Source organism: uncultured Campylobacter sp., assembly GCF_937997465.1.
Lineage (GTDB): Bacteria > Campylobacterota > Campylobacteria > Campylobacterales > Campylobacteraceae > Campylobacter_A.
Genome location: NZ_CALKTQ010000162.1, coordinates 1 through 5,643, shown reverse-complemented (window position 1 = coordinate 5,643; position 5,643 = coordinate 1). Strand labels below are relative to the sequence as shown.

The following is a 5,643-nucleotide window of genomic DNA, read 5'->3' as shown; positions in this document are numbered from 1 at the left end:
CGGTGGACACAACGGTCTAAAGTCAATCGACGCGTTAATGGGCGCAGATTACGAGCGCGTTCGTATCGGTATCGGCAGAAGTATGCATAAAGGAGAAAGTGCAGTAACCGGCCACGTGCTTGGCGAATTTAACGCAGAGGAAAAAGAGGGGCTGGAAAAAATTTTGGACTACTGTGAAAACGCGCTAAATGAGCTAATAAAAAACGACATCGACGCCGTTTCGCAACAATTTTCAACCAAAAAAGGCATTTTGTGAGCGGGTTAAATTTGGCATTTGCAACTTTTGTGGTTTCTCAAATTTTGCGGCTTTTTAAAGCACTCAAAAATCGGTTAAATTTAGAGTCCAATTTTAAAGCTTTGTTCTTAATTTTCTTTACCGTAAATTTTATAAATTTACTTCAAAACTTTACCTGCAAATTTATAAAATTTACGAAAAAAACGGTTTTTTCACAGACTCGCCTTTTATCCAGAGCCGTATTTTTATTAAATTTCACCCAAAAAACAGAGCTGTTTAAATTTAGTATTTTTGAGAGCTTCGATCTTGTCCGATGCCCCGCGTACGCAAAATTTGATTTAAAAGGCCATAAATGAACCTTTACGCGCGTTACGTCGGCTGGCTTTATTTTAAATATTTCATGATTTTATTCATCGCGCTCACGCTTTTTTACGTCGGCATCGACATCCTAACCAACCTAAAAGATATGCCCGCAAGCGCGAATCTAAAACTGCTTTACTTTGGCCTTACCTCGCTTACGGCGGTAAACTACGTCTTACCGCTTGCGCTCATTTTTGCGCTCATAACTAGCAAATTTAGTATGATTCGCAGCAACGAGCTAGTTAGTTTTTATGCGCTTGGTATCGATAAAAATCGCCTGATCAAGCCACCTTTTTGCATTGCGCTTGCCATCACGCTCATTTACGTCGGGCTAAATTTCACGCCTTTTGCCTACGCCTACGAGTACGGGCGAAATATCGTGAAACTCTCGAATTTATCGCGCACGAGCTCGGATATTTTCTTAAAATTCGAGGGTAAATTTGTCTACATGGATAGCCTAAATCCTATTAGCGGCGAGGCTAAAGACGTGCGGATATTTGACATAAACGGTAGCAATCTGCGTAGTGCGACCTTTGGCGAAAGCGGGAGATTTGTGGATGATGCGTGGCTTTTAAAGAATGCTAAAATCGTAAATTTGCCGCAAAATATTAAGCTCGGCGAAAAAGGACTCGATATCAAAACGCCAAGCGAGCTAAAAACGCTTGAAAATTTTAAACCAAAAACTATAGAAAGCGCGTCGGCGGAGAGCTCGGCGATCACGATTCCCGATGCGGTGGATTACATTTTGGCGTTTAAGGACGAGGGTGTCGGGTTAAATTCGACCAAAACTACGCTTTATAACCTCGCTTTTGCGCCTTTTTTTGCGCCGTTTATGGTGCTCATCATTTACTATTTTTTGCCGGTTACGGGACGATTTTTTAATCTCGCCTTAAAAAGCTTTATCTTTACGATCGCCTCGCTTTGCGTCTGGGGTGCGCTTTTTGTGATGATGAGGTTTGCTAGAAACGGCGTCGTCTCGCCCGAGATTGGCGTGCTTTTGCCGATAATTTTACTCAGCGCATACGCTTTTTATCTGCGTTTTGGGAGTCGTTAAGAGAGATTTAGGCAAAATTTTTGTAAAATCTAACTATTTTTAAACAAGGTCGGTTATGGATTTTACGAATTTAGCACAAAAATACGGCACCCCTCTTTACATTTACGATTTTGACTACATGGCGCACCGCTACGAAGCGCTAAAAAAAGCGTTTCACGCTAGAAAATCTCTCGTATGCTACGCCGTTAAGGCAAACTCAAATTTAAGCGTTTTGAAATTTTTAGCCGGGCTTGGAGCCGGATTTGACTGCGTGAGCGTAGGCGAAGTTAAGCGCGCGCTACTAGCCGGAGCTAAAAGCTACCAGATCATCCTAAGCGGCGTAGGCAAGCGTGACGACGAGCTTAAATTTGCGCTGGAAAATGAAATCTTGATGATAAATTTAGAAAGCGAAGCCGAGATGAACCGCCTGGAGGATATCGCAAAACAGCTGGGCAAGCCCGCTCGCATCAGCATCCGCGTAAATCCAGACATCGACGCCAAGACGCACCCTTACATCTCGACCGGACTAAACGAAAATAAATTTGGCGTGGATCTGCAAACGGCAAAAAAAATGTATCTACACGCCAAAAACTCGCCTTATCTAGAACCCGTAGGTATCCACAGTCACATCGGCTCGCAAATAACCGACATAAAGCCCGTTATCGAAGCGGCAAAGATCGTGGCAAATTTGACTAGAGAGCTAAAAGCTGCGCAAATCGACATCAAATTTTTTGACGTCGGCGGCGGTATTGGCATCGTTTACGGCGATGAGAGCGAACCTGATCTATACGAATACGCACAGGGCATTTTGGCAAATTTAAGCGGCCTGGACGTCACGGTAGTTTGCGAGCCTGGACGCTTTATCGTCGGCAACGCGGGCTATTTTCTAACTAGCGTGCTTTATGAGAAATTTAACAAAAACAAGCGCTTTGTGGTCGTAGACGGCGCGATGAACGACCTTATCCGCCCGAGCCTCTATCAGGCTTGGCATAAAATTTTTGCTATTAGCGGTGGCAAGACTCTTTGCGAGTGTAAGACTGAGCAGCTTCGGGAGCTCAAATTTAGCCCTTGCGACGTGGTTGGACCGATCTGTGAGAGCGGCGATTTTCTAGCAAAAGATCGAAATTTACCGCCGTTAAACCCAGGCGATCTCGTCGTTATCAAATCAGCGGGCGCATACGGCTTTGCGATGAGCAGCAACTACAACACTCGTGGGCGCGCCGCGGAGGTTGCAGTAAAAGGTGGCGAGGACTTTTTGATAAGACGCCGCGAGAGCTTTGAGGACGTAGTGGCGCTGGAGCGAGAATTTTTAGGCTAGGGAGCGAAAATGCAAAACATAAACGACCTTAGAAGCGAGATAGATAAGATCGACGATGAGGTGCTAAGGCGCCTAAACGAACGCATGAATTTCGTACGAAAGATTGGGGAGCTAAAGCAAACCAGTGGCAGCGCGATCTACCGCCCCGAGCGCGAAAGAGCTATCCTAAACCGCCTCGAGGGGCAAGACTCCGCATTTTTAAATAAAGCCGCGATCGAGGCGATTTATCTTGAAATTTTTGCCGTCAGTAGAAACCTCGAGATGCCCGAAAAAGTCACATATTTGGGGCCTGAGGGCACCTATACGCATCAAGCCGCCGAGAGTCGCTTCGGCGCGATGAGCGCGTATTTGCCGTTAGCTAGTATCGAGGCGGTTTTTACGAAACTAAAGCACAAAGAGGCTAAATATGGCGTCGTGCCGATAGAAAACAACACAGAAGGCGCGGTGGGCGCGACGCTAGACTGCCTTGGGCGGTTTGATAGCGTCAAGGTCGTGGCTGAAATTTACATGGATATCCATCATATTTTTGCGAGCAAGTGCGAAAATTTAAAGGACATCAAGCGCATCTACTCGCACCCGCAAGGCTACAATCAATGCCGCAAATTTTTAGACGATCATATGCTTTCAGCTGTCGAGTTTATCCCGGCAAAATCAACCGCGCAGGCCGCGCAGCTAGCTAGCAGCGAGCCAAACTCTGCAGCCATCTGTTCTAAGATCGCCGCCAAGCTTTACGGCGTGCCGATCTTGTTTGAGACGATCGAGGACAACGCCGCAAACCGCACGAGATTTTTTATCTTAAGCGATTTTAAAAACGAGCGGGCGCAAAGAAATAAAACATCAATCTTAGCAAAGACCGAGCACCGCCCCGGAGGGCTCGTGGAGCTGCTACTAGCCTTTAGAGACGAGGGTATAAATATCACCAAGCTAGAGAGCCGTCCGATAAAACAGCGCGAATTTAAGGCGAATTTTTATATAGATTTCGAGGGGCACATCGATGACGACAACGTCCAAAAAGCGATACAAAAAGCGATAAGCTACGGCCATGAGATTGCATGGCTAGGAAGCTACGTCGCGTGGGAGGAATGAGATGAAATTTAACGAAAATTTGGCAAATTTAGTGAGCTACGAGGCGGGCAAACCTATCGAGCTAGTCGTGCGCGAATACGGCATCGACGCCAAAGACGTCATCAAACTAGCCAGCAATGAAAACCCGTACGGTACGAGCCCTGCGGTAGTAAAAGCAGTCGGCGAGATAGTAAATAAAATGCATCTTTATCCCGACGACAGCTACTTTGAGCTAAAGGCTGCGCTGGCAAATAAATTCGGCGTTAGCGCAAAATCTATCGTAATAGGCTCCGGAAGCGATCAGATAATAGAATTTGCCGTGTACGCAAAGGCAAACGCAAAGAGGGGAATTTTAACTGCGGGCATAACATTTGCGATGTATGAAATTTACGCTAAAGCAGCGGGTGCAAAGGTTTTTAAAACTGAGAGTAAAGAGCACGATCTAGACGAGTTTTTGCAAATTTACAAGGCTAAAAAAGACGAGATCGGAGTGGTATTTTTGTGTGTGCCAAATAACCCGCTAGGAGGCTGCCTAGACGCCGAGGAAATCTATAAATTTTTAGAGCAGATTGACGCCGATACGCTCGTGGTTATCGACGGCGCATATCAGGAGTTTGCTAAATTTGAAGACGCGAAAAAAGAGATAAAGCCTCGCGAACTCATAGCTAAATTTCCAAACGCGATATATCTGGGTACGTTTTCTAAGGCTTATGGTCTTGGCGGTATGCGCGTAGGATACGGTATTGGCGAAGAAAGCGTGATGAGCGAGCTAGGCAAACTAAGAGCGCCTTTTAACATAACGACGCTTAGTTTAAAAGCGGCTATCGAGGCGCTAAAAGATGAAGAATTCGTAAAAATGACGCTTGAGGCGAACTTTGAGGAGATGAAAAAGTATGAAAAATTTGCCGATCTTCACGGCATAAAGCGTCTGCCGAGCTTTACGAATTTTATCGTTTTTGAGTTTGAGCGTCAAAACGCGAGCGAGCTTGCTCAAAATCTGTTAAAAAAAGGTATAATTTTACGTGATCTAAAAGGCTACGGATTAAACGCAGTTCGCATAACGATCGGACTGCCGAATCAAAACGACGTAGTTTTAAAACAAATTGGGGGAAATTTAAAGTAAATGGATTTCAAAACCGCAATTCAACAAATCGGACAGGTCTATCACAACCTCTCGTTAAGGCAGCGCCTAGTCGCCGCGGGCTCGGTCGTGCTCGTGGTCGGTTTTTTAGTGTTTTTGAGCATTCACAAAAGCTCAAACGAAAACTACGACGGCTATAGCGTACTTTTTGAAAACACCTCCGCCGCAGACTCTGCGCTGATAATCCAACAGCTTGAAAAAGATAAGGTAAAGTATAAAATTTTAAACGAGGGCACGATTTTAGTGCCAAACTCGGACGTTTACCGCGAGAGGATTTCGATCGCGTCGCTTGGGATTTTAAAGGACGGTAAGGTTGGATTTGAGATTTTCGATAAGCAAGAATTCGGCGCCACCGATGCCGAGCAAAAGGTTAAATTTCAGCGCGCTTTAGAGGGCGAGCTAGCCCGCACGATCGAAAGTCTAGCGCCGATAAACAAAGCCATCGTGCGCATAGCGATACCAAAAGAAACGATTTTTACCGAGCGAGCCAC

The 5,643-nt window shown here is 45.5% G+C and carries 6 protein-coding genes; all 6 read left to right on the top strand.

The window, feature by feature from the left end; genetic code table 11:
* On the top strand, positions 1-256 hold a 256-nt coding region (locus tag Q0546_RS05180), incomplete at its 5' end, for an aminoacyl-tRNA hydrolase (RefSeq protein WP_298791150.1).
* A 331-nt stretch (positions 257-587) separates the two neighbouring features.
* Positions 588-1,649 carry an LptF/LptG family permease gene (locus tag Q0546_RS05175; protein WP_298791148.1) on the top strand — a complete coding sequence of 354 codons (1,062 nt, stop codon included), beginning with the start codon at positions 588-590 and terminating at the stop codon, positions 1,647-1,649.
* Between the two features lie 55 nt (positions 1,650-1,704).
* On the top strand, positions 1,705-2,946 hold the full coding sequence (gene lysA, locus Q0546_RS05170) for a diaminopimelate decarboxylase (RefSeq protein ID WP_298791146.1): 1,242 nt from the start codon (positions 1,705-1,707) through the stop codon (positions 2,944-2,946).
* Between the two features lie 9 nt (positions 2,947-2,955).
* On the top strand, positions 2,956-4,032 hold the full coding sequence (pheA, locus tag Q0546_RS05165; protein ID WP_298791144.1) for a prephenate dehydratase: 1,077 nt from the start codon (positions 2,956-2,958) through the stop codon (positions 4,030-4,032).
* Between the two features lies 1 nt (position 4,033).
* A complete protein-coding gene (hisC, locus tag Q0546_RS05160; RefSeq protein ID WP_298791142.1) occupies positions 4,034-5,134 on the top strand; it encodes a histidinol-phosphate transaminase in 1,101 nt (366 codons plus the stop codon).
* Positions 5,135-5,643: flagellar basal-body MS-ring/collar protein FliF (gene fliF / locus Q0546_RS05155; RefSeq protein WP_298791140.1), on the top strand; the 509-nt coding region annotated here is incomplete at its 3' end. It abuts the gene before it with no gap.